The following is a 21,133-nucleotide window of genomic DNA, read 5'->3' on the forward strand; positions in this document are numbered from 1 at the left end:
GATATTGAAGAAGTAGAAGTTAGCGATTTCGTTTTAGGTGGTTTTCAATGTCTTCCTGACTCAGCCAACTCTGAAAATCCTGCCCGCTCATGGGACGGGCCAAATAGTAGCCTTGCCCGAGCGTACAACCCATATTGATCAAGCGCCCCAACATATTCCGATTGCTGATGCCCTCAATCACAAGACCTTTCCCCAAGGCATGGGCAAGCGCCTGAGCGCTGGATATCAGCGCATGATCATGGCTACCCTTTATTCCCTCGATAACACTTGCGTCGAGCTTTATCTGGCTGAGCGGCAGTTGGCTTAACAAGGAAAGAGAAAAAAACCCGCTCCCGAAGTTGTCGATCGACAGATTGCAGCCCATATTGTGCAACTCAAAAATATGTTTTCTTGTTGTTGGACACAGGTCAGAAAGACCATTTTCCGCCAACTCGAATGTTAAGATATTTCCAGCGAACCCATGGCGTTTAAGAGAAGTTTTTATATGCTCTACAAGTTCACGCTTGATCAGTTGAGAAATATGCAGATTAAAGGCTAACCCCAGGTGCGCATGTTGGTCGAGCGTCTGTAGCAACGTCAGCCCCTGATCCAGTAACTGCTTGAACATCTCATCGATCAGGTCATAGGCAACCATGGCGGCCAGAAAATCTTTGGGCATCAGCACACCTTTACGCGGATGCTCCCAGCGCGAGAGAACTTCGACACCGGCCAGGCTTGCGTCAGCCAGCTGGAATTTAGGTTGATACCAGCCACGAAAATGCCCCAAGGCCAGGCTGCGGCGTATTTCCACTTCATTGGGCAGCATTGAAAGCACAGTTTGAGGCGCAGCACAGGGCTGACCGATCGCCCCTCGTAGCCCATAACGCAGCAACAGTTCATAGAGCGATCGGAGCTTAAAAGGCGCAGATAAAACTCCGAGTATCGGTAGTCCCGAAAGACTTCCCAAGCTCTCCAACGCCCTGTGCAAGTCCGCACTGCATTCTCCGCATAACACCACCGCCTGCACCCGCTGCTTTTCTCGAGTTCGGCCAAGAAAGTCCAGTCCCTCGAGCCCTTTGTGATTCAGGCTGCAAATAATGATGTCGACATCACCTGCCCGGCTTATCTGGTCCATTACCTGCTCAGGTTCGCTGGCTTGCAGGACATCACGTACGCCCAGTCGATATAGCATCCGTACCAATACGGTGCGTTGAGACAGGTAGCTCTCCAGGACGAGAACACGAGGGCAAATCATTTTGACTACTCGATAAAGTTTTGATGGTGGATTGTTCAGAGCTCTGTCGCCTCCTTCAAGACGACCTTTCTCGGGCACTCAAAGAAATTTCTCGTGCGACAAGCAAAGGGAGAGCCCGCTCATTGAGCAATCGGTGTTTCCAGCCAAGTCAGGTACTAGAAAACTGCGTACATCCCCCGCCGGGGCTGGTGATGAGTATGAGGGGGGCGGGACGGCATGGTAATCACTGCAACGAGTTACTCTGCCAGGGTTAGTCGGTGGAGTGAGGTGAGTTACAGGAGGAAGTAAAAAACACGGAATCAGGCGTTACCCAACACCTGATGGGGGATAGGTTGTTTACGCTAGGTATGGCATCAGGATCCGAAGGGGCAAAAAATTGGTTGATGCCTCAGCACCACACAAGTGGATTGAGCGCTGCCATCCTTACCACTGAGTCTAGAGGTGAGTTGCCCTGCTCGCTCCAATCCAGTACCTGCAGGACTCCAACTATGATCAAGTTGGGCAGAACATTGCCATGCTGTTATCGACTGGTGCAACACGTAGCGAAGGCCAACCTGGCGAATCCATTCCAGCCCCGTTGCGTCGCCGTCACCGTTGAGTACATGCAAGCCCGCGCAACAAGGATCGAGCCGCGCCGGCCCGCGGCTGCACCACAGTCACGCCCATATGGGGCGGCTTACCATCGGTTGCGGAGATAAGGGTGCTGTGGCCGATGCGAACACCGGGGACGTCGGTAATGGCATTGAATTCGCCGGTGGTACCGGAACCTACCGTGATACCAAGTTGACGAGCACGCATGGGAACTCCTTTGAGAATGAGGCTGCAAGAAAGAACGACACCGCATCTTTCATGACGGGCGCTGCCCGGACGCAATCTAGTTGGGCAACAGCGCACAACCAATCATCGTTAAGAGTTACGCCTCTTGACGCGGATATGTGAAGTAGAGGAAAACCGACTGTACTTTTGAGGGGCACAGGGACGCATCAGATGTTTCGCGAAATCAGCATGCACTCCAACCTAGGCCGAGTGATCGAGCATATTGGGAAGCCCCGTTTTTGGACGCAGCTGACATTGTTGTTGCAGCAGTGGGTGCCGTTCGACAATGCGTTGGCAATCTTTTATCCAAACAGTGGCGCGCCAATAGTACTGGAGCTATACGATGCCGTACCACATGATGGTTTGGGCTTGCCTGCCTATCTCAATGGGCTATACCAGCTCGACCCTTTCTACCAAGCCTGTCGCGACGGAATTTCCAGCGGACTGCATCGCCTGGAGGAAGTAGCTCCTGACCAGTTTCGCCAATCCGAGTACTTCCTCAGTTACTTCCACGCCAATGTGTTGGAAGACGAGGAGCAGTTCATTTTGCAGATACCTAGCCAGGGAACGTTGTCGCTGTCATTGGGCACAAGTCGGCCTTTTCTGATCGAACAGCACGGAATACTGACCACGATCTGCCCATGGGTCTTAGCGTTTATGAAGCATCATTGGCAGGAATACAGCCAGAGTTTACAACTGACCAGCAGTGCGTCAACTTCTCAGATGAGGGACGCTCTCGGTCAATTCGGATCGTCCGTACTCTCTGATCGAGAGATGGAAATCGCCTTGCTCATCCTTCGCGGCCATTCCACAAAAGCCGTTGCAAGGCTTCTGATGATCTCTCCGGAAACCGTCAAGGTACATCGACGACATCTCTATAGAAAGCTTGGCATTTCGTCGCAACCCGAATTGTTCGCATTGTATTTGCAATCGCTGGGACATGACGTGGAGAACCACTGTTAGTGAACTATCCACATCCGGTCTGTAGCGGGCAGTCGATGCCGAGGGGTAAGGTATGAATGGCGTTAATTGAGCGCTTTTTTTTGATTTGAGCCTTTATTAAGGACTGTAGGTAAAGGACTAATTCATTACATGTAGTGTAATGCCCCCCGATGCAATTGTTCGCAGCTTGGTGGTTCTGAGCCAGCTCCGCACCTGATCGAATAGTGCCGCTTGGCGCGAGCCCCTGAAATGAACAGAACGTCCTCTCATGAATTGGAGGCGCTCATCTGCGAGGATTTCGTGCTTCAACTGCCCCCCAATCGCGAATGCATGGAAACTGGATCAAAGTGTTGACGGCAGCTCTCCATAGATCGCCGTCAGCCCCCCGAATTGGACGCCGCAATCACGGACAAAAAGGATGCCGACGTGAGCTGGGTACCAGCCGGTACGATGTCGGCAATGTGCTTACTTGCCTCCCTGGCGTGATGGAGGGGACGAACCAGCGACGTTATGTGCTTTCGCACGCCCACTGGATGCTTTTTTGCTCGGCCGCGACTTTGCTTTAGCCGGCTGGAACGCCAGTTGCAACTGCGTTTCGAGCGTATCAGCTCGAGCGCGCTGCGCTACTGCGTCTTGCTGAGCACGAGTCAACTCATCCTGCTTAGACTCCAGCCGCCGTTGCAACTGCTCGACGTGGCGCCCGACTTCCTTTAGTTGGATTGCTGAATCCTTGCCTTCCTCCCGGGCGCGATCGACCTCGCGGTACGCGCGGTCTTCATCCCCGCGCACGTAGTTCTCCTGAGCAACACGCTCCTGCTCGGCTTGAGCCGCAGCGCCTGCAGCTCCTGTTGTAACATCTGGTTGTGCTGCTGAGCTTCACGAAGCTCGTGCAGCCAACTTTCACGCTGCTGTTGCAGGTCCTCGATCTGCAGCTGGCGCTGGGACAGTAACAATTCCAGATCCGCCAGGCGCGCCTCGGCCGCTTGGCGCCCGGCCACGGCTTCTGCCGCCTGCTGGCGAAATTGCGCCGCGTCCTGACGCGCTTGGTTCTCGACTGCCGCCACCCGTTCGCGTTCTGCGATCAGCGATCAGCACCTGACGTTGCTCCGCTAGCGCCTGTTCGGCGATGCCCTGCGCCAGATGAATCGCCTGCTGCCACACGAAGACAAAAGCCTGTGACACTTCGCCGGGTAACGTCGGCAAGCGGGTCTCGCCGCTCAGGCGTTCGGCCAAGCGTGCCCACCATTGATCCAGCAGGCTGCCAACCCGCACCGGACTGCCACGCCCCAATTCCAGGCGTACGCGTTCCACCGTCGGCCGTTCACCCCGCGCCAACACCGCATCCGCTTTCAGCTCACTGCAACCGTTACTCCTGTGTCAGCTTTTCAATCAACGCTGAGTGCTCGGCAAACCGCTCAGTAAGTATTTGCCTGCTGCCCATTTCCATATCCGTGAAATCGAACCCTGGTGAAACGGCTTCACTGATCAGGCCATAACCTGCAGATCCATGCATGAGTTGCGATGCCTTCCAGATTCCACCAGGCACATGCAGTTGTAAAAGCTGGCCGGCCTTGACGTCGCTGCCCATCACCACGGATTGCAAGGTGCCGTCGGGATAAATAAGGCGGTACTGAATCGCATCGCCCAAATGGTAGTAATGCACGATGTCGGACTTATTGAAGTGAAAGTAACCAATGGGCAAATCCTGGGTCAGCAGATAATAAATGGAGGTCATCAAATAGCGCTCGCCGCCCTCGGTGTCGACCATGGCGTGGCGATCCGATTGAAAGGTTCTGCGGTAGTAACCGCCTTCAACGTGTTCTTCCAGCTCGAGGGTTGCGATCAGTTCTCGAGCATTCGGTGGGCTTTGCATCGGCTTGTTTCCTTCTTTCATAATGAGGCTGATATAAGTTGTTTTTTATAACTAAACTAAACGGTCATTTAGTGTAGTTATTAATTGCCATCGCCAACTACATATATTAAGGTTTTCGCAAAATAATAATGAAGATGTATTTTTGCTGGTTGTTTAATGGTTGCTTGCCAATATGTTCAATACGGAGAAACAGTCGATTGAAATATACCAAACTGTCGCCCTCCCCGCGCCACACCTTTTCCAGTGCATGCCCGGACAGCCCCAAGGCCCGTTGACGGTAAAGGAACGATCTTCAAGGCCTTCAAGGCACATTCGCTTGACCGTGCGGCACCCCGATGAAGCTCGAAGTGCCAGTGACAAGAACGGTCATGGTCCCTGCTTCCATCAACCCGAAAGGTGATTAGTTAAAGCGCTGGATGACACACCAGGGTCCAGACTTTATAACAATGCCCAACTATGGGGGCTGCTGACTTAACAAATCGTTCACGACTATAAAGAACGGAAAAAGTTTCCACTCACCCGACGAAATGAAAATAACCCGAAAAAACAACTGTTTGAGAGTTGGCCAACTCACTATTGGATAAATGGCGTGTTTTTTGACTGGGAACGTTTGACAGGTTGCGAAGACTGGTCGATAACTACCAAGGTCCAATTGAACAAGGCACGAGCGCTCATTTATTCGTCGCCTGTCGTTTTAGAGACAACTACTTGGTTGCCTATCATTAAAGGTCCGGTGTGCGGATCGTGCGGTAGCTTTGTCTCTCGCAAAGTTGGCCCTGTCTTAATTCCCGATGCGCTGCACTGTATAACGTCACGTCACAGTAGTGTGCACGCTCATGAAGCACGTTATGACTCATTATTGATACACCCTCGCGTTACAACATAATGCCCAGACGCCCGCTGCTTGACACTTTTTAGCCCTCATTAGAGCCCTGCCTGAATAAACTTTCGCTAACTACAGAGTTTACCAGCATGTCAGCAATCAGCACCGAACGGTCTAATTGGTACCTTCTGCAATGCAAGCCACGTCAGGATGAGCGTGCCCACCTCAACCTGCTTCAACAAAACTATGTGGTCTTCCACCCTCAGCTAGTGAGTGAGCGCATCATTCGCGGGAAACGACAGCGAGTGCTGGAATCTCTCTTCCCCGGGTATTTGTTTATTCATCTGAGCCGCAACGACAATTGGGCGCCCTTACGCTCGACGCGAGGTGTCAGTCGTATTGTCGAATTCAATCATGGTCCTGCGACGGTGGCAGAGCACGTCATTGAGCATCTGCGTGGACGTTGTTTCGATTCATCGGCGTCGAGCGCGGACGAAGCCCTGAAACCCGGAGAGCATTTGCAGATCATCAGCGGACCACTGTCGCCACTGGAGGGGGTGTTCCTTGCTCCGCACGGCACCGACCGGGTGATGATCCTGCTGCAGTTTCTTAATCGGGAACAACCTGTTTGCCTGCCATTAAACGTGATTGAACGCCAACAACCCGCCTTTCAAACCAACAACTAATCACTCGCTTTGTATGCCTTTGCTCAGGAGCTATAGCATGGCCTTGAAGTCACGATGCCCTGTCGCACTGATTATGGCCTCTCTCTATCCTGGAATGGCCTGGAGTATTGATCCGCAACCTATTGATGTTTACGGATTCGATTTCACGCCGACGTTCCTGTTTTCAGAAAGTTATGACGATAACTTTCGCGAGCTGGAAAACAATAAACAGTCTTCCATGATCACCAAGTTGGCGCCCTCCTTCGAACTCAAGGCCGAAGATCGTAATAGCGCCACCCGGCTGATCTGGCAACCCACTCGCTACATCTATCACGACGAGTCGGACGCCTCGAACACGGCGCAACGGGTCCGTGCCGACAGCATCATGGAGTTCACCGACCGACATCGGCTGAAACTCGAAGCCGAATATCGCAAATACGAGCGCACGGAATCGACTGCGGTCGAAGGCATCAATGACAAGCTCAACAACAAGCGAGTGGGCGGTCTCTATACCTTCGGCGCCAAAAGCGCGGACAATCAAATCGATTTCGGCGCCAATTACGCTGAACTGCGCTACGACAATGCCGACGGCATCAACGACGACAAAGAACGCAATACCACCGCACTCACCAGCACCTGGTACCACCGGATCGGCAGTAACACCCGAGGCCTGCTGGAATATGACCACACCAACTTCGATTACCAGCAAGCCAACAGCCCGCGCAGCAGCAAATCCGATGCGCTGCTTGCCGGTGCCGTCTGGGATTTCACGGCCCGCACGACGGGTAAAGTCCGCCTCGGTTATGAGCGAAAGAACTTCGACAACAGCGAATCCAACGACCTCAACAACCCCACCTGGCAAGTAGACCTGCAATGGAAGCCGCGAACTTACTCGACGTTTACTTTTGTCGCGCGCCAGGCGCTCGCCGAAGGTGACGATGGCGCTGACGCCGTGAAGTCGACGTTCACCCAGGTCGGTTGGCGCCATGGCTGGACCGAACGGATCACCACGGTCGCACAAGCCGGGATCGGGCGTTATGTCTATGAAGGCCAAAGCCGCACCGACAATTATCAGGACTACAACCTGGCGGTGGTGTATGCGATGCGCCGATGGCTGGATATCGAGCTCGGCTATCGATACCGCGACAACGATTCTGATGCCAACAACGAAAGTTTCACCCGCAACACGTTTCAGATCAGCTTCAACGTCAGCCTTTAAGAGGGTCTCGACATGCACACACAAACGCTGGGTTTTTTATTCGCCCTGGTTTTCATACCCCCTATCTACGCAGCAGACCCTGGCACTCAGTACAAACTGGCCGCTGGCGATGTCTTGCGCATCATCGTGTTCGGGGAGCCGGAGTTGAGCCTGAAAAAGATCCGCCTCAGCGATGCCGGTACCTTTTCATACCCTTTTCTGGGAGAAATTTCCGCCAAGGGACTCACCCCGGGGCAAGTTGAAAAGATCATCGTCGACGGGCTCAAACAGGGTTACCTGATCGACCCGAAAGTCAGCCTGAGCCAGATCGAATACCGTTCGTTCTACATCAATGGCGAAGTGCAAAAGCCCGGCAGCTATCCGTTCGTGCCCGGACTGACGCTGGAGAAAGCCATTGCCTTGGGCGGTGGCTTGACCGAGCGCGCCTCAATCAAACGCGTGACCATCATGCGCGGCGATGGCGGCGCGACCCTCACTGACAACGTCACGCGAAACACCACGATTGCTCCCGGCGACACCATTTCCATTGCACAAGGCTTTTTCTAATCATGGACAACAGCCCTAGCACCTACGTCGAACGTCCTCTGCAAACGCATCTGCACCAGCAGTACAGCGAAGACAAGGACACCATTGATCTTCTAAAGCTTTGGCGAGTGATCTGGCGCGCCAAATGGAGCATCGGCTGGCTGGTCCTGCTGAGCGGTGCGCTGGCGGCCGTTGTGGTCTCGACCATTACCCCGCAATACGTCGGCAGCACCACCTTGCTGTTCAACGATAAAACCCCGCCGCTGATGTCCTTCCAGCAGGTCAAGGATTCAGGCGGCAACGCCACTGATTACTTGCAGACACAACAAGCACTCCTGCAATCGCGGGACCTTGCTGAGCGCGCAGTGAAAAAACTCGGCCTGACGACCCACCCGGTCACCGACCCGCGCCAACAACCGACACCTTGGTTCACGCCGCGCAAATGGCTGGCCGATCTTGACCTTGATCAATGGGTCCCGGGCCTGGGGCTATTGATGCCGCTCAAAGATGCGCCCACTGAAGAAGACGTCTTCAATCAGGTCACGCAGAACCTCATGCTGCACACCAGCGTCAAGTTCGTCGGCAAGAGCCAATTGCTCGAAATCGAGGTCGAGCTGCCGGACCCTGTTCTGGCCGCAGCGGCAGCCAACGCGCTGGCCCAAGGCTTTACCGACAGCCAGCTCGACACCAGCGAAAAATCCTCGCAAACCACCACGGCCTGGATGAACACACGCCTGGTCAAGCTGCGCGACAACTTGCGTGTCGCCGAGAAAAGGCTGCAGGGCTACCGGGAAGAGCAAGGTCTGGTCGACGTTGGCGGGGTGGCTACCATCAGCGCCAACGAACTGGAAATGACCGGTAATCGCATGGTCGATGCCCGTCGCAACCGCGCTGAAGCCGAGAGCGAGTACCGCCAGGCGAAGGCCTTGAGCAACGGCGATCTGAGCCGACTCTCCAGCGTGCCTGCGGTCTTGAGCAACCCCTTGGTCCAGAAATTCCAGGCGGACCGGGCCGCGGCCCAGGCCAAGGTGGAGGAACTGGCGGGACGCTATGGCCCAAAACACCCGAGCCTGATTTCCGCGCAGTCCGAATTACGCACCGCCACGACTAGCCTGCAACTGCAGGTGCAACAGGTGGTGGCCGGTATTGAACGGCAATACCAGCTTGCCTCGGCCAGCGAAGCCTCGCTCCGCCAATCCTTCAATAGCAACAAGGCGCAAATCCAGGACATCGCTCGCAAAGAGTTCCAGTTGCGCGAGTTCCAGCGCGAGGTCGACAGCTCCCGCGCGCTGTATGAAACCTTCGTCACCCGCTTGAAGGAAACCACGGCCACCGCCGACATGGACTCGACAAAAGTGCGCATCGTCGATCCGGCCATTGTTCCCGTCGACGCGAGCAAACCCCGTAAGACACTCATTGTGGGGATTGTCGGGTTAATCGCGGCGGTGATCGGCGTCGCGTTGGCGCTGTTGTTCGACAGTCTGAGCAATACTTTCAAATCCGACGAGACGATCGAAAGCGCGCTTAACATTCCGCTGCTCAGCGTCGTGCCGTTGGTCATGAAGAAAAGTCGCCGGCAACTGGCGCGCCTGTTCGAAGACAACGATAACCCGCGCTTTTCCGAGACTATTCGCAATCTGCGCACCTGGTTGATGCTGCAAAGCAGCGAAATGCCGTCGCAGGTGGTGCTGGTAACGTCGACCGTTGCCGGTGAGGGTAAAAGCACCATTGCCAACAATCTGGCCAGTTCACTGACGTCCCTGGAGCGTGTGCTGCTGATCGATGCCGACATGCGTAAGCCAACCTTGTCGCTGAACTTTGATTTCCCACCTGACAGCCCGGGACTGGCGAATGTCATTGCCGGCACTGCCAGGCTCGAAGACTGCATCGTCTCGGTGGGTAACCTGGACATGTTGCCGGCCGGAAAAGTCATGCCCCCTTCGCTGGATCTGTTCGCCGCGCCACGCTTGCCGTCCCCTGCCGATGCGCTGAACCCCTCACGCCAGCCGCCGCCGCAGGATCTGCTCAGCTCGCCGCGCATGGCGCGCATGCTGGAGGCGCTGAGGTCGCGTTACCGCCACATCATTATCGACTCCCCGCCTGCGGAGTTGATCAGCGACGCGCTGTTGCTGGCCAAGCATTCGGATGTCGTGGTGTATGTGGTCAAGGCCGACAGCACGCCGATCAGCCAGGTGCAAAGAGGCATCGCCATGTTGCAGCAGAGCCAGGTGCCGGTATTTGGCACCGTGCTCAACCAGGTGGACCTGCGCAAGGCGCGCAAGTACGGCTATCACCATTCCCGGGCGTTCTATAACTACGACTTCGCGCCCAGGTAACACCGGGCGACCCAGCCCGCCGCTACACCCCTTTTCTGCCCTCACACACCCTGCTTCACCTCTGCCGAGCTACGGAAAAGCCTGCGGAAGACACGCCGTGCCTGCCGATCAGCGCTGATGGATTTTTCTGCCTTGAGGTCAAGCCCATGACACCGCTCTATACCGCTCACATGACACATCGCCGAGGCCTGACATTCTGGGGGCAGTGGCTGTGTGCACTGACACTGGCCACCTCGCTGCTGATGGCGCTTGTGTATTGGCGCGTTGGCAGTCTGACCAGCGAATACCGCATCCTGATCATTCTGACGGTGCTCGGTTCAGTGCCGATTTACAGCGTGATGCAGGTCTACCACAAACGCCATGGCCTGTTGGTCGGGCTCGGTAGATTGCTCGCGGGTTGGTTGATCCTGCTGGCTGTGCTGGCGGCGATTGCCTTCATCACGCAGACCAGTGCGATTTATTCGCGCCAAGTGATTATGGTCTGGGCGGTACTGGGCTTCGTAGTCCAGGCCGCGAGTTTTCTACCCCTGCATTACTTCGCCCGCCTGCACTCGCGGATGGTCTGTAACGAGCGTCGCTCGGTGATCATCGGCACCTGCCCGACCGCTCATGAGCTGGCGAAAAAACTCTCCAGGCCGAACCGCGCGCTGGTTCTGGGCTTCATCGCCGCCGCCGATGACAGCGGCCCGGCCCCCAGTATTCTGCCGCTGCTCGGTCGTGTTGATGCGATCCGCGAGATCATCACCCGCCTGGAAGTGCGCCGCGTCTACATCGTCCTGACGATGGCCCATGCCGCGACCATCGAAGCGCTCTACATCGACCTGCTGGACATGAATGTCGACGTGGTGTGGATCCCGGATTTCGGCAGCATGGTGTTGCTCAATCATTCGATTTCGGAAATCGAGCGAATGCCCGCCATTTACCTCAATGAAAGCCTGATCAGCTCGCATCCCGCCAGCCTGTTTTGCAAGGATTTGTTCGAACGCAGCCTGGCCACGCTGGCGATTATTCTGCTCAGCCCATTGCTGTTGGTGGTGGCGGCCGCCGTCAAGCTGACCTCTGCAGGTCCGGTGCTGTTCAAGCAAAACCGCCACGGGTGCAACGGTGAAGTGATCAAGGTCTGGAAGTTTCGTTCGATGCGCGTCCACGACGACCGCGAAGTGCGCCAGGCCACCCGCGACGATGAGCGCATCACGCCGGTTGGACGCTTCCTGCGCCGCAGCTCCATCGACGAATTGCCCCAGCTGTTCAATGTCTTGTTCGGCCAGATGGCCCTGGTGGGCCCGCGCCCGCATGCCGTCACCCACAACATTTATTACACCGGCAAGGTCCGCGCCTACATGGCCCGGCATCGCCTCAAGCCAGGCATCACCGGGCTGGCCCAGATCACCGGGCATCGCGGGGAAACCGAGACGGTGGAAAAGATGCAGCTGCGCGTGGCCCAGGACCTCAACTACATCAACCAATGGTCGCTGTGGCTCGACATCAAGATCCTCATCAAGACCCCCTTCACGCTGTTCTCGAAAAACATCTACTGACCCCCTGCCCCGCCTCTGCTGTCCCCCTGCCCCACCGTTGATTTCTGTCACGACCACCTGAGGTTTGACCATGAATGTGAGCGTATTCGGTATTGGTTACGTGGGCCTGGTCCAAGGCGCCGCACTGGCAGAGGTCGGGCACCACGTGCTCTGCGTCGATGTCGACGCCGCCAGGGTTGAGGCGCTGAAGGAAGGCACCCTGCCCATCTACGAGCCGGGCCTGAAAAGCCTGGTGCGCGACAATTACCAAAGTGGGCGACTGCGGTTCGGCACCGACCTGGCCGACGCCGTTCATCATGGCGACGTGCTGTTGATCGCTGTGGGTACGCCGCCCGACGAAGACGGTTCGGCCGATCTCCGATACGTGCTGGACGTAGCGCAAACCATTGCGCTGAACATGGACCGTCATCACATCATTGTCGGCAAATCCACGGTGCCGGTGGGCACCGGTGACCTGGTGCGCGCACGAATCGAGCAAGTGCTGGCCGACAACCATCGCAGCGATCTGACGTTCGATGTGGTCTCCAACCCGGAATTTCTCAAGGAAGGCTGCGCGGTCGAAGACTGCATGCGCCCGGACCGCATCATCATCGGCACCGACAGCCCGCACGCCGAAGAGGTGATGCGAGAACTGTATGAACCGTTCAATCGCAACCACGAAAAAATCATCATCATGGATGTTCGCAGCGCCGAACTGACCAAGTACGCCGCCAACTGCATGCTGGCGACCAAGATCAGCTTCATGAACGAAATGGCCTGCCTCGCGGAAAAACTGGGCGCGGATATCGAGAAGGTGCGCCACGGCATCGGCTCCGATCCACGCATCGGTTATCAATTTATCTACCCGGGGCTCGGTTACGGCGGTTCGTGCTTTCCCAAAGACGTGAAGGCGCTGATCCATGCCGCCACCCATGTCGACATTGACGCCCGGGTGCTCAAGGCCGTCGAAGCGCGCAACCAGGAACAGAAAACCAGCCTGTACCGAAAAATTTTAGATCACTACGACGGCCACCTGCGCGGCAAGACCTTTGCCCTGTGGGGGCTGAGTTTCAAACCCAACACCGACGACATGCGCGAAGCCCCCAGCCGCGTATTGATGGAGGCCTTGTGGCAGGCCGGCGCCAGCGTCCAGGCGTTTGACCCCAAAGCCATGGAAGAGGCCCAGCGCATTTATGGCTCGCGCGATGACCTGACCTTGGCGGGCACCAAGGAAGCGGCACTGAAAAATGCCGACGCGTTGATCATCGTCACCGAGTGGCAAGCGTTTCGGGCGCCGGATTTCGACCTGCTCAGCCAGCGGCTCAAGCAACCGCTGATTTTTGATGGACGCAACCTGTTCGATCCGCAGCGTTTGAGCAAACGCGGCTTCACCTACGTATCCGTGGGGCGGCAGACCCCTTCAGTCATCTGAAAGGAGCCGCGCCATGGTCAAGCTGGAATTAGTCGGGCATTACTCGCCGAAATTACTGGAGGCCAACCAGGCCTATTCCTTCATCAACTTTGCGTCCATCAGCAGCTTCTTCGAGCAGACCCCAAGCACCGTCGCCTATTTTTGCGACGGCATGCTGATGTCGACGTTCATGTCTCGCGTGACCGGCAAGTCGATCGGCAGGGTCAGCTTTGACTTCACCTCGATTGCCGACCTTGTACTGGGCAGCGCCGAGCAACTGGGCAAACGCGTGTATTTCGTTGGCGCCCGGCAAGCTGAACTGGACCTGTTCATCAGCAAGATTAAGGCCCGCTATCCGCGGTTGACCATCGCCGGTCAGCACAACGGCTACTTTGATGCGTCGCAGGCCAGGACCATCCAGGCGGACATCTGCCGCAGCGAAGCGAACATCCTGATCGTCGGCCTGGGCGCCGGGTTGCAAGAGCAATTCGAGCAGGATGCGTTGCGTGCCGGTTTCAGCGGTGTCGCCTTCACCTGTGGCGGGTTCATTCGCCAGGAAGCCATGGCCACCCGCGACTATTACCCGGCCGTGATCGATCGCCTGCATCTGCGCGCGTTTTATCGCATGTATCGCGAGCCCCATACGATCAAGCGCTACCTCATCGACTACCCCAATAACTTTGTGCACCTGTTGGCGCTCGTCGCTTCACGCAAAGTCGCCATCAGCGTTGAGGAATGACCATGCACATCCTGTTTATTCTCAAGGATTTCAAGTCGGGTGGCGGTGTCGAGCGCGTCCAGCAACGGTTGTCCGAGCAGTTTCTGAAGGACGGCCGACGGGTGAGTTTTTTCGTCATGAACGCAGACCTGCCCGACACGCAAGGTGTGCAAAGCTTCAACGGCGGCGGCAGCGGCATCGTCGGTCTGCTCAAGTCCATCGTCCTGTTGCGCCGGCTCATTCGCCGCGACGGCGTCACCCACCTCATCGCCGCCAAGGAGCAGGCGAACCTCTGCACCTGGTTCGCCACGTTGGGCAGCTCCTGCAAAGTCATATATAGCCGACACGCGACACTGGATTGCACTGAACAGAAAACCGGTCCCTCAAGCCTGCGCCTGCTCTACACCTTGTACCTCTGTGGCAGCGGCAAGGTCGTGACAGTCTCCACGGCCCTGCGCCAGACCCTCGTCGATTTAATGCCATGGGGGCAGCAGCGAATCCGTTATTGCCCCAACGCAGTCGTCACCGAACAACTGCTGCAAGCCTCACAGGCACCGCTGCTCGCCGGATTACCCCGCGATTACTGGTTGAGCCTGGGCCGTCTGGTAGAACCCAAAGGTTTGCACCTGTTGCTCGAGGCCTACGCCCTGGCGTTGCACAGCGAAGCGCTGCCGGATCTGGTGATCGCTGGCGACGGCCCGTTGCGCGACGCATTGACCACTCAAGCCAATCAACTGGGCATCGCTCACAGGGTGCACTTCACCGGTTTCCTCAGCAACCCCTATCCACTGCTCAAGCACGCGCAACTGTTCATTCTGAGTTCCGTGCAGGAAGGCATGCCGACTGTGCTGATCGAAGCGCTGGCGTTGGGCACGCCCGTGCTGGCGAGCGACTGCGAGACCGGGCCCAGGGAACTGCTGGACAACGGCCGACTGGGTCAACTGGTCGAGGTCAACGACGTACCGGCGTTGGCCAATGGAATGCTGCAAAGCCTGACTTCACGGGATCAGGTTGCACCCAGCGAAAAAATGGTCACCGACGCCATCCGCCAATACACCAGCCAGTACGCGGCGCAGGCGTATTACCAGGTATGGAATCAATGAAAAAATTGCTGATTATCCTGCATGACCTCAGCGCAGGCGGGGCGGAAAAAATGATGGCGCGCCTGGCCGGAGCGCTGGTCGACGCGGGCAACGACGTGACGTTGCTGATGCTCACCGGCGGCGGCCTTCACGCCGCGCACCTCGACCCGCGGGTGAAAAAGGTTGAATTGCGCAGCCCACGCAGCGCCCGTGCGGTGCCGGCACTCGCGCGATTTCTTCGCGCCAATCGCTTTGACGCGCAACTGGCAGCCCTGACTCACGTCAACGTGGTGGCGATCGCTGCTGCCGCGCTGTCCGGCACGCTGGCACGGCTGCACGTCAGTGAGCGCAATGCCTTTTCCCATGATAAGCATGTTAACCCCGACTTCATGGTGCGGGCCGCGTACCTGGTGGCGCCGCTGCTGTATCGGCTGATTCCCAACCCGGTGATTTGCGTCTCGCGCGGTGTCGCCCAGGACCTGATCGATACCACCATTGCCCGCCGCCAGGACGTGACCATTGCCGACAACCCGGTGCTCGACAACGACTTCCGCGACAAGCCCCCGGGGTTGCCCAGCCACCGTTGGCTGCTGGAAAAGTCCAGCTCGGTGATCGTGGCGGTGGGTCGCCTGGCGCCGCAAAAAGGCTTCGACACCTTGATCACGGCGTTCGCCTCAATGCCGGATTCCGACGCCCGCTTGATCATTTTTGGCGAAGGCGCGCTTCGGGCGCAATTGCTTGATCAGGCCCGCGCGCTGGGCGTGGCAGATCGCTTCGACCTGCCGGGTTACACCGGTGATCCCCTGGCCGAAGTGGCCGCGGCCGATTGTTTTGTGCTGTCGTCACGCTTCGAGGGCAGTCCCAACGCGCTGGTAGAAGCCTTGTCCACCGGCACGCCGGTGGTGGCGACCCGCTGCCCACATGGGCCTCAGGACATCCTGATCGGCGGCCTCGTCGCACCGCTTGTCGCCGTCGACGACCCGCCCGCACTGGCGCAGGCGATTGCCTTGCAACTGTCCACGCCGCGAGATCTGCAGCGTCATTCGCGCCTGGATGCCGCCACCCGATTCATGAACGCCAGCGCAGTGCAGACCTACCTCACCGCGTTGCTCGGGAGCCCATCCTCATGAGCACATTGCAGATCAGATACTCGACGCTGCGCGATGGCTTCACCTTGTTCGGCGTGCTGTTCTACATCCAGGTGATTACGTTTGTCCTCGGCCTGGGTGGCGCCGCAAGCTTCGGCGACATCGATAAAGACCTCGAAGGCAGCGTCGCCAACCAGGTCTGCGGCCTCATCACCTTGTTGGTGCCACTCTTCTTTTTCATCCGCAACAAGGTGTTCCTCAGCAAAACCTTTTACCGCAGCAACTTCTTCCTGCTGTTGTTCATGTTCTGTGTCATCGCCTCGATAGGCTGGTCCCATGACCCGATGCTGAGTCTCAAGCGCTTTATCGCGATGCTCAGCGTGGTGTTTTTTGCCGGTTTCATTGCCTACAACTACCCCCTTGAAAAGATCACCTTCATGCTCGGCTGTGCCATCGGCGCGGCGGCGTTGATCGGGTTGATACTCGCCGTGGTCATGCCTGGGGTCGCGTTCCTGTCCGGCGGCATTCGCGACGGCGCCTTCAAGGGGATTTTTGCCGAGAAGAACGCCGGCGCACGGCTCAACGCGATTGCCATCCTGCTGTTGCTACCGATGATTCGCCAGCGCAATCCCTGGGCACTCTTCTGTGCGTTTTGTTCGCTGGTTGCCATCTTCCTCGCCCAGTCGGCAACCGGGGTGGTGCTGATTATTTCCGGCACCATCAGCTATTGGTACTTCCTCACATTGATCCGCTTGCGCATCAATCGCTCGCAGTTGATGTTCCTGGGCTGCACCCTCCTCTACCTGCTGGTTTGCCTGTTTCTGTACAGCAACTTTGCGGTATTGCTGGAAATGGCCGGCCGTGACCCGTCACTGACCGACCGCACCTTGATCTGGGAGCTGCTCGCGCCGTTTATCGACGGACAGTTTCTCAAGGGGTATGGCTTCGGCGCCTTTTGGTCCAGCCCGGATGCCGATGCGTTCATTACCCGCTGGGGCTATATCGGAAACGCTCACAGCGGCTACATGGAAACCCTGCTCAACGGCGGCGTTATCCAACTGACGGCACTGGCGCTTCTGCTTGGCGAAGCGCTGCTCAAACAATACCGCGCCGTGACGGCCAACCAGACGGCGCAGTTTCGCGCCAGCGCCCTGGTGATCATCGGCCTGTTCGCCGTCACCAATTACGTGGCGTACGTGATTCCCAACTACCGCTCCGCCGAGTTTCTGGTGTTCTGCACCCTGGCCCTGTCCTTTCGGCACCACCACGCGACCTACCCCGAGTTATCAGCGGCAGCCCTGCGCCAGCGTCCGTCCGGCAGGGCATTACCGCGCGATTCAGCCAAGGCGTAATCAAAGGAGAAACACCCGTGCCCAACCAAGCCCCCGCGTTACCGCATTCCGTGTGCGTCGTGATTCCGATGTACAACGGCGCCGACAGCATTGAGCAAACACTGGCGTCCCTGGCCGGGCAAACCCGCCTGCCGGATCACGTCATCGTCATCGACGATGGTTCCACCGATGACGGACCACAACGGGTCAAGGACTTTGCGGCGCCGTTTCGCCTGACGCTGTTGCAGCAAGCCAACGAAGGCCAGGCCAGCGCGCGCAACCACGGAATGCGCCACTCCGAGGAAACGTTTGTGGCGATGCTCGATGCCGATGACCAATGGCGCCCGCAAAAGCTGGAGCTGCAACTGGCCCTGTATGACGAACTCAGTCGTCAGGGACATCCGGTCGGGCTGATCGACTGCTACGCGCAGGTCAATTACAGCGACGGCAGGCGGCAACTGGACAACCGGCGCAAGAACGGCCGGCATTTCTACGATTTCATCCACGCCAACGTGGTCAATGGCGTGTCCACCGCGCTGGTCAAGCGCGACGTGATCATGCAACTCGGTGGCTTCGATGCCAGCCTGCGTTACTCCGAAGACCGCTACATGTGGACCCGGATCGCCGAACACTGGGAAATTCACACGGTGCCGCAGGTGCTGCTGGAGCGCACGGTCAACGGCGGCAACATGACCGCGCAACCGAAGAAGTACTACCCGAACAAGATCAGGTTCATCGAGGTTTACCTCGCGCGCTATGGCGCACAGCTCAGCAAGCAACAGCGGATCGATTTCGTGCTGGGCAACCACACCGACTTTCTCAATGCCTTTTCCCGCAAAGGTGAGTACGCCGACGTGCTCGGCGTCTACCGGCGAATGCTCGACTATTCCTGGCAAGCGCTGATCTTCGATAGCGGCAAACCGACCTTGCGCTACCTCAATGCTTGCGCCCGATCCTGGCGCAAGGCAACGGCGTCAACCACCGCTCATTGAACCGGTATTCGCCATGGCCAACCATCGTCTGGTGACATTGATCTGGATCTTCACCGAGAAATTCGGCCTGATCTTCCTCTCGATGATTACCTTTGTCGCGTATGCCAGGCTGCTGTCGCCCGCCGAGTTGGGGGTGGGCACGGTCATCATCGCCATCGTCGAGTTGATCGGCCTGGTGTATTCATCGGTGCTGGAAGACCCGCTGGTACGACTCGAACGGCTGGAAGACAAACACATCTCCACGGCGTTCTGGGCGGCGGTACTCGTGAGCCTGGTGTCCATCGCCGTCATCTCGGGTGCGGCGATGCTGTACACGCCCGACCCGGTGCTGCAATGGATGACGGCAGTGGCGTCGGTGAAAATCCTCTTCACCATGATGGCGCGGGTCTATGTGGCGCAGATGCGCCGTAGCGGCAACTTCAGGATGCTGGCGTCGCGCACATTACTGGGCAAAGTGGCAGGTGGCGTCGGCGGCGTCGCTGTTGCGCTTTGGGGGTTGGGAGCCTGGGCGGTCATTGCCCAGGCGCTGATCATGGAGTTCGTGTCCATTGTTGTATTGATGCGCGCAGACCCGCGACGCATTGCCTTTTACATCGACGGCCCGTTCCTGCGCGAACTGTTGAAGGCTGGCGCACCGGTGGCCATCAACTCGCTGAGTTCGCAAACGCTGCAACGTGGGGTCAACGTGGTCTTGGGCATGACGGCCGGCGCGAACGCGGTTGGCATGTTCAACATGGCGATGCGCATCATCGAGCTGCCACGCACCGCGATTTATAACGGTCTGCTGAGCTATGCGCTGCCGGTGTTTGCCCGGCGCAGCGCAGAGCCGTTGCGCCTGCTCGGGATCATTGGCGATTCGACGGCCGTGAGCGGCTTTCTGTTGACGCCCTTGTTCATCGGCATCGCGCTCACGGCCAACGACCTGATCCTGTTGATATTCGGCGCCACGTGGGCCGAAGCCATTCCGCTGCTGCAAGTGCTGGCCTGCACGGCGGCCATCGGCAATAGCGCGATGTACGCCACCACCGCGCTGGTGGCGGTGAATCGCAGCCACCTCACGATCAAGGCGGAAGTGGCAACCACGGTGCTGGCGCTGGCGCTGGTCTACGGCTTGGGCAACCTGTATGGCGGCATGGCCGCGGCCCTCGCTTTGCTGGCGCGGATGCTGGTCATCACACCGTTGCAAATCCGCGGCCTTAACGCCGCCATTGGTTACAGCTGGCAACGCTTCCTCGACGCTAATTACCGCAGCGTGATCGCTTCGCTGGTCATGGCCGCCACCGTCCTGGTGGTGTCGCCGCGGCTGGGTTTTCAAGGCTACTTGCACCTGCTCTGCAGCATCGTAGTGGGCGTGCTGAGTTACGCCGTGGCCTACAGCGTCATGCATCCGCGCTGGCCGCAAGAATTCAAATCGGTATTCACCGCTCGCTGAATTCAGTCCCTGAGACAGGAAGACCTCACCATGCGCAAAACCACGCTGATCACTGGCGGGGCCGGCTACATCGGCTCCCATACCGCCCTCGCGTTCATCAATGCCGGACAGCATGTGCTGGTGCTCGACAACCTGTGCAACAGTTGTCGAGAGTGCATCGCGCGCCTTGAGCAACTGACCCGGACCCGGGTCGAATTCATCAATGGCGATATTCGCGACTCGATCCTGCTCGACGAGATCTTCAGCCGCTACGACATTGAGGCCGTGGTTCATTTCGCCAGCCTCAAATCCGTTGAAGAAAGCGTGCGCAAGCCGCTGGACTACTACGCCAACAATGTCGCCGGCACGCTTGACCTGTGCCGAGCGATGGCGCGCAACAACGTGTTCCAACTGGTGTTCAGCTCATCGGCCACGGTGTACGGCGAACCCACACGAACGCCGATTGCCGAAGATTTCGGCACCGGCAAACCGGTCAACCCCTACGGCCGCACCAAGCTCATGATCGAAGAGTTGCTGACCGATCTGTGCAACTCCGACCCACGCTGGAGCATCGGCTTATTGCGCTACTTCAACCCGATCGGTGCCCACGAAAGCGGGATGATCGGCGAAGACCCCAAGGGCCGCCCCAACAACCTGTTGCCGTGCCTGACGCAGGTCGCGATTGGCCGGATTCCCGAACTCACGGTTTATGGTTGCGACTATCCCACCGTGGATGGCACCTGCGTGCGCGACTACATCCATGTGGTCGACCTGGCCAACGGTCATCTCAAAGCGTTGCAGGTGTTGCAGCACCACAGCGGCCTCAATGCCTGGAACCTCGGCACCGGCATCGGCTACAGCGTGCTGCAGATCATCCATAGTTTCGAGGACATTACCGGCATCACCATTCCCTACCACTTCGCCCCGCGCCGCGCCGGTGACATCGCCAAATGCTGGGCGGACCCGAGCAAGGCTGGACGCGAACTGGGCTGGAACGCGCAACGCGGCCTGGAACAAATGATCATCGATACCTGGCGCTGGCAGTCATGCAACCCGCAGGGGTATCAGTCTTCATTCGAAATTCCGGCGCCCATTGCGGTGAAGTGATGTCGATGTTCAAAGCATGTCTACTGGCACTCCTGCTGTCGGC

The 21,133-nt window shown here is 57.8% G+C and carries 16 protein-coding genes and 2 pseudogenes; 14 read left to right on the plus strand and 4 right to left on the minus strand.

What is annotated here, in order from left to right; translation table 11 throughout:
* Nucleotides 1-19 precede the first annotated feature (19 nt).
* On the minus strand, nucleotides 20-1,312 hold the full coding sequence (locus HKK52_RS04360; protein WP_169369698.1) for an EAL domain-containing response regulator: 1,293 nt from the start codon (nucleotides 1,310-1,312) through the stop codon (nucleotides 20-22).
* Nucleotides 1,313-1,779: 467 nt separating this feature from the next.
* Nucleotides 1,780-2,032 (minus strand): annotated as a pseudogene (locus tag HKK52_RS32520) (P1 family peptidase); the annotation flags it as partial.
* A gap of 189 nt (nucleotides 2,033-2,221) precedes the next feature.
* Between HKK52_RS32520 and HKK52_RS04370 the strand changes: the two are divergent.
* The gene (locus HKK52_RS04370) at nucleotides 2,222-3,013 is read left to right on the plus strand and encodes a helix-turn-helix transcriptional regulator (RefSeq protein ID WP_169369699.1); all 792 of its coding nucleotides are present in this window, start codon (nucleotides 2,222-2,224) and stop codon (nucleotides 3,011-3,013) included.
* Between the two features lie 444 nt (nucleotides 3,014-3,457).
* Here the strand turns inward: HKK52_RS04370 and HKK52_RS04375 are convergent.
* Together HKK52_RS04375 and HKK52_RS04380 are read right to left on the minus strand one after the other, a co-directional pair.
* A pseudogene (locus HKK52_RS04375) lies at nucleotides 3,458-4,345 on the minus strand (DNA-binding protein).
* Nucleotides 4,346-4,358: 13 nt separating this feature from the next.
* Entirely contained in the window at nucleotides 4,359-4,865 is a 507-nt protein-coding gene (locus HKK52_RS04380) for a cupin domain-containing protein (RefSeq protein WP_169369700.1), read from the minus strand.
* A 972-nt stretch (nucleotides 4,866-5,837) separates the two neighbouring features.
* On the opposite strand from HKK52_RS04380, the gene rfaH reads away from it, so the two are divergent.
* From rfaH to galE, 13 genes are all read left to right on the plus strand, one after another.
* Nucleotides 5,838-6,374, plus strand: a complete 537-nt coding sequence (gene rfaH, locus HKK52_RS04385) for a transcription/translation regulatory transformer protein RfaH (protein WP_169369701.1) — start codon at nucleotides 5,838-5,840, stop codon at nucleotides 6,372-6,374.
* 94 nt (nucleotides 6,375-6,468) lie between these two features.
* The gene (locus tag HKK52_RS04390; protein ID WP_237150792.1) at nucleotides 6,469-7,572 is read left to right on the plus strand and encodes an outer membrane beta-barrel protein; all 1,104 of its coding nucleotides are present in this window, start codon (nucleotides 6,469-6,471) and stop codon (nucleotides 7,570-7,572) included.
* 12 nt (nucleotides 7,573-7,584) lie between these two features.
* Nucleotides 7,585-8,118, plus strand: a complete 534-nt coding sequence (locus HKK52_RS04395) for a polysaccharide biosynthesis/export family protein (RefSeq protein ID WP_169369703.1) — start codon at nucleotides 7,585-7,587, stop codon at nucleotides 8,116-8,118.
* Nucleotides 8,119-8,120: 2 nt separating this feature from the next.
* Nucleotides 8,121-10,433: a GumC family protein gene (locus HKK52_RS04400; protein WP_169369704.1), complete on the plus strand. Its 2,313-nt coding sequence runs from the start codon at nucleotides 8,121-8,123 to the stop codon at nucleotides 10,431-10,433.
* Between the two features lie 146 nt (nucleotides 10,434-10,579).
* Nucleotides 10,580-11,971 carry an undecaprenyl-phosphate glucose phosphotransferase gene (locus HKK52_RS04405; RefSeq protein ID WP_169369705.1) on the plus strand — a complete coding sequence of 464 codons (1,392 nt, stop codon included), beginning with the start codon at nucleotides 10,580-10,582 and terminating at the stop codon, nucleotides 11,969-11,971.
* A 70-nt stretch (nucleotides 11,972-12,041) separates the two neighbouring features.
* The gene (locus HKK52_RS04410) at nucleotides 12,042-13,382 is read left to right on the plus strand and encodes a UDP-glucose dehydrogenase family protein (RefSeq protein ID WP_169369706.1); all 1,341 of its coding nucleotides are present in this window, start codon (nucleotides 12,042-12,044) and stop codon (nucleotides 13,380-13,382) included.
* 13 nt (nucleotides 13,383-13,395) lie between these two features.
* Nucleotides 13,396-14,100 carry a WecB/TagA/CpsF family glycosyltransferase gene (locus HKK52_RS04415; protein WP_169369707.1) on the plus strand — a complete coding sequence of 235 codons (705 nt, stop codon included), beginning with the start codon at nucleotides 13,396-13,398 and terminating at the stop codon, nucleotides 14,098-14,100.
* 2 nt (nucleotides 14,101-14,102) lie between these two features.
* The gene (locus HKK52_RS04420; RefSeq protein WP_169369708.1) at nucleotides 14,103-15,182 is read left to right on the plus strand and encodes a glycosyltransferase; all 1,080 of its coding nucleotides are present in this window, start codon (nucleotides 14,103-14,105) and stop codon (nucleotides 15,180-15,182) included.
* The gene (locus HKK52_RS04425; RefSeq protein WP_169369709.1) at nucleotides 15,179-16,291 is read left to right on the plus strand and encodes a glycosyltransferase; all 1,113 of its coding nucleotides are present in this window, start codon (nucleotides 15,179-15,181) and stop codon (nucleotides 16,289-16,291) included. Before HKK52_RS04420 ends, HKK52_RS04425 begins: the two co-directional genes overlap by 4 nt.
* A complete protein-coding gene (locus HKK52_RS04430; protein ID WP_169369710.1) occupies nucleotides 16,288-17,601 on the plus strand; it encodes an O-antigen ligase family protein in 1,314 nt (437 codons plus the stop codon). The genes HKK52_RS04425 and HKK52_RS04430 overlap by 4 nt, the downstream gene beginning before the upstream one ends.
* Nucleotides 17,602-17,618: 17 nt before the next feature.
* Nucleotides 17,619-18,572 (plus strand): glycosyltransferase family 2 protein, encoded by a 954-nt coding sequence (locus HKK52_RS04435; protein ID WP_169369711.1) that lies wholly within the window; start codon nucleotides 17,619-17,621, stop codon nucleotides 18,570-18,572.
* Nucleotides 18,573-18,585: 13 nt separating this feature from the next.
* Entirely contained in the window at nucleotides 18,586-20,004 is a 1,419-nt protein-coding gene (locus tag HKK52_RS04440) for an oligosaccharide flippase family protein (RefSeq protein ID WP_169369712.1), read from the plus strand.
* A 30-nt stretch (nucleotides 20,005-20,034) separates the two neighbouring features.
* Nucleotides 20,035-21,090 carry a UDP-glucose 4-epimerase GalE gene (galE, locus tag HKK52_RS04445; protein ID WP_169369713.1) on the plus strand — a complete coding sequence of 352 codons (1,056 nt, stop codon included), beginning with the start codon at nucleotides 20,035-20,037 and terminating at the stop codon, nucleotides 21,088-21,090.
* Nucleotides 21,091-21,133: the final 43 nt, after the last annotated feature.

This window comes from Pseudomonas sp. ADAK2 (assembly GCF_012935755.1).
In the GTDB taxonomy this organism is placed as follows: domain Bacteria; phylum Pseudomonadota; class Gammaproteobacteria; order Pseudomonadales; family Pseudomonadaceae; genus Aquipseudomonas.